The following is a 3,556-nucleotide window of genomic DNA, read 5'->3' as shown; positions in this document are numbered from 1 at the left end:
ACTAGCAAGGACGATTTGGAACATGCTGGTGTGAAAGTTTCGGGTAGATGGCGTAAGAGGGATAAAACTACACAATTGACCTTTAAGTTTACTGATGAAGAAGGTAAAAGCAGGACAATGCGTGGCAGGCGTTTAGCTTCTATTCTTGGTTATGAAGACGAAAATGCTTTTTGTCTTGAACATTTGGAACAGCGCTGGGAACAAAAAGAAGATATTGCGGATCAGGTTCAAGAAGTTGAAAAAGAATATGACCCGTTTGCTGAAGATGATATTCGAAATATGCCTGAAGATATTTTGGATATGGCTTCACAAGAAAATGCGCCTGAAATGGGGCTTTGAACGGTCTGTTTTTGTGAAAATCATGTTGATATAATATGTGTAAGAAAGGTTGGATAAAATGAAAGTAAATGAAGAGCAAAAACGCAAAATATTATTTGGTGCAAAAACCGTATTGTCTGAAGGTGATGTATTGTCACCAGACTTCATTCAGAAAAAGCTTGATGGAATTAAAGAAGTTCTGATGTCTGAAGCTGGGAGCGATAGCGGACAAAAACAAGAGATTGTGCCTGAAGCTTTTACTGAAGGTTTGGAAGACTTGTCTGAAGCTATGTCACATAGTGAGCGTTACAAGCTGTGATTTAGTTCATTCGTCGGTCGTCATCGGGCGCTTTTCGTGTTATCAAATGTTGTGGGTTCACGCAAGGCGCGCGTAGCGCCCCGTAGGGCTTGGCCTTGCGGGGTTCTACATCGTTTGATATAAACGATTGCCCGATGTCGTCCGATGAATGAACGTCACTCCAATTCATTCAGAGAGAGTTTGAAGGGTCGGGGTTTGGGGCAGAGCTCCAAGGTCTTGAACTTTCTCGCTCTCTCCGTAGTAAATGACGGCGGTGGGACGTCTCCCCAACCCCCCGCTCTAATAGGGGGGTTGGTAAATCCCTCCAAAAAGTGCTATAAACCCTTTACCTACGCGGTTTTAGTTACTAAATCACGAAAAACGAAATTGTAAAAGTCTACAATTAACTATACATTTCACTATTTTTTTATGGTTTGCTGAAAACGTATAAAAAGAGTGTTAAAATGTAAAAAAGAACACAAAAAAGACTACTCGGCTTGGGGAAGCGGAAAAGTAGTCTCAGTGCGCTCTTTGGCGTATTAGTTATATTTATCTTATATGAACATTGTAATAAAACAATGCTCATAAGTCAATGTAGTGCTATGAGATTACCTCGGGTAGCAATGGAGGTAATTGTATGGTTAAATCATCATACAGATTTGACGGGTTGACTTTGACGGTTTTCCCGCCTGAATATGATACTGAAAATCTTGGGTTAGTTTTTGAGTTGTTAAATGAACGTGGTTATGAAGTTCGTGAAGCAACGAAAGATGATGAATTGAGAAAAGCTCAAGGTTATAACCCAAACAACGCCAAAATGATTAAAATTGAAGGTCGTTGGTTTACGTTGCAAACAAGAATGGAATGGCATAAAGAATCTAAAGAACCGTTAGCACTTGGGAGCAGTGCTTTGGTCGTACTTAGTTCTAATGATTTGGACGTTGTGAATATAAGAAAGTTGTTCCGCAATCTTGACGGAATGTGCAAGGCTACAAGGTTTGATGTAGCTGTTGATTTAACGTATAAAACAGATTTTGACCTTTTACAACAGGCTATAGAAATTGACCGTTTAGTTGGTTATTCTCCTGATTATGCAAACGGGATAAAACAAAATCCTGAAAATGCTATTCGATCAGGTAGGAATAATCCGAAAAGACCAATCAAAACAGCTTCAAAGACAATTTCAAACGGAATGACTTTATATATTGGTTCTCGTAGTTCTAAGTTTATGGTTCGTATGTATGATAAAAGTGCGGAAGTAAAAAAGAAATTGGATATTGATATGGAACCTACTTTGCGTTTTGAACTTGAAGTGAAGCAGGAACATGCGGAAGCTGTTCGCCGTTTCGTTCAGGATTCAACATCAAAGAAAGAGAAAGTTGCAAAAATGGTTTGGCAAGGTTTAACGGATGATAGCATTATGTTTGAAGTGAATGGGAAAGATGAGACATTTTCGGAAGTGTTGGCATTGAAAAAAACACGTGAAATTCAACTTGATTATTCAAAAGTTGAAAATGCGAAAATGGCGTATGAAGTATGGGTCAAGAAACAGATAGCTCCGTCATTTCGTAGACGATATGGAGAGCTATCACGCGAAGAGAAACTTGAAAAGTTAAGTGAGCTGTTTCTTGATGAATAAAAAAAGCTGGCGCGTAAGCGCGGGCTTTTTTTATTGTTGTGAACGAAAGTAAGCAACAAAGGGGGGGTTGTATCGTCTTTGACGATACAGGGGTTTCGGGGACGGAGTCCCTGAACAAGCTGATTGGAAAGGTGGACATAGTCAACCTGACAATCCTGCTTGCCTAATTAATAATATCGTGTATACTGTGCGCATATACGATATTATTAATTATTTGTACAATGGGAAGCATTGTACATTGACGGCGACAACGAAAGGTGGAGTAAGTCAAAATGGGTAAGATGAAGAAAGTGCAGATAAGTATTCCCGAAGAACAATATGATGAGTTGGAGAAAAGATGGAAATCATATGGATATCCATCTTTGGCAACAGCTGGGAAAGTATTGTTGCTGGGGAATACGGGGGAGCATTTGAGAGAATTACGAAAAATTGAGCGGAACATTTCGGAATCTGAAAAGTTGTTTGCAAAGAATGAAGAGCGAAAGAAAGACATACAAAAGACTCATACACAAGAATCGACAACTAAGCGACCTAAGACCAGTACGCAAGATTCAGCAACTAAAAAAGTAGGCTCGGGATCTGGTAAGAATTATTCTCGTGATATTGAAAAGGTTGAACGTCAACTGGAAGTTTGGTTTGAAAATGGACATATAACAGCTCAAAGTTTTGAGAAAGCTAAGGGTATTCGTGTATGGACTGATGAAAAAGGTAAAAAACATAGAGCTGTTTGGGAATAAAGGGGTGTAGTGATGGTAGTTAGTAGTATTAAGCCGATTGAGAAGAATGTCAAAGCATACTATAACTATATTTTTGGACCTGCTCACAATGGCAATGAAAAGCGAAATATGAACGTGTACGGGCTCGCTGGTGTTGCTGGTTTTGAAGACCCTGACGATATGTATAAAATGATGGATATTGAACGGAGATTGAATCCTAATGCCAGGCGTAAGCATGAAGCGTATACGGTTATGATGAGTTTTTCGAAAGATGAAATTGACCCGAACAATCCGGAAGATGTGGAAAAAGCTCAACATATCATAAATGATTCGATAAGTAGCGCATATCCTAATCGCTCGGCGGTTGTTGCTTTACAATCGGATGGAAAAGGTGGTTGCCTGCATGGTCATGTATTGTTGAACAATGTAGATAGTGAAGGTAAGGCGATAAGTAACGGTTGGAAGCATATGAAGAGTTATGTTGATGAAGCGACTGTTAAACATGGTTTAGAACCGCTATCTGTAGCAAAAGGCGAAAATGACTATGATTGGCGTGAAGATTTAGAAAGTAGGATAAACTTTGCG

Annotated in this window: 5 protein-coding genes; all 5 read left to right on the top strand. The window is 39.4% G+C overall.

Annotated features, from left to right (window positions below; translation table 11 throughout):
- The coding region (locus tag AKA01nite_RS09330) for a hypothetical protein (protein WP_186805160.1) at positions 1–339 on the top strand (339 nt) is incomplete at its 5' end.
- 58 nt (positions 340–397) lie between these two features.
- Positions 398–637, top strand: a complete 240-nt coding sequence (locus AKA01nite_RS09145) for a hypothetical protein (protein ID WP_146925022.1) — start codon at positions 398–400, stop codon at positions 635–637.
- A 616-nt stretch (positions 638–1,253) separates the two neighbouring features.
- Complete coding sequence (locus AKA01nite_RS09140) at positions 1,254–2,255, top strand: replication initiation factor domain-containing protein (RefSeq protein WP_146925021.1); 1,002 nt, start codon at positions 1,254–1,256, stop codon at positions 2,253–2,255.
- A gap of 272 nt (positions 2,256–2,527) precedes the next feature.
- The gene (locus AKA01nite_RS09135; protein WP_146925020.1) at positions 2,528–2,992 is read left to right on the top strand and encodes a hypothetical protein; all 465 of its coding nucleotides are present in this window, start codon (positions 2,528–2,530) and stop codon (positions 2,990–2,992) included.
- A gap of 12 nt (positions 2,993–3,004) precedes the next feature.
- Positions 3,005–3,556: relaxase/mobilization nuclease domain-containing protein (locus AKA01nite_RS09130; protein ID WP_186805159.1), on the top strand; the 552-nt coding region annotated here is incomplete at its 3' end.

The sequence above is a fragment of the Alkalibacterium kapii genome, from assembly GCF_007988865.1.
In the GTDB taxonomy this organism is placed as follows: Bacteria; Bacillota; Bacilli; order Lactobacillales; family Carnobacteriaceae_A; genus Alkalibacterium; species Alkalibacterium kapii.
The sequence above is the reverse complement of the archived record's forward strand: the minus strand, read 5'-3'. Positions and strand labels throughout refer to the sequence as shown.

Coding starts and splice junctions, on each gene's coding strand:
- AKA01nite_RS09135 (WP_146925020.1), top strand. CDS start 2,528: ATGGGTAAGATGAAGAAAGTGCAGATAAGTATTCCCGAAGAACAATAT.
- AKA01nite_RS09140 (WP_146925021.1), top strand. CDS start 1,254: ATGGTTAAATCATCATACAGATTTGACGGGTTGACTTTGACGGTTTTC.
- AKA01nite_RS09145 (WP_146925022.1), top strand. CDS start 398: ATGAAAGTAAATGAAGAGCAAAAACGCAAAATATTATTTGGTGCAAAA.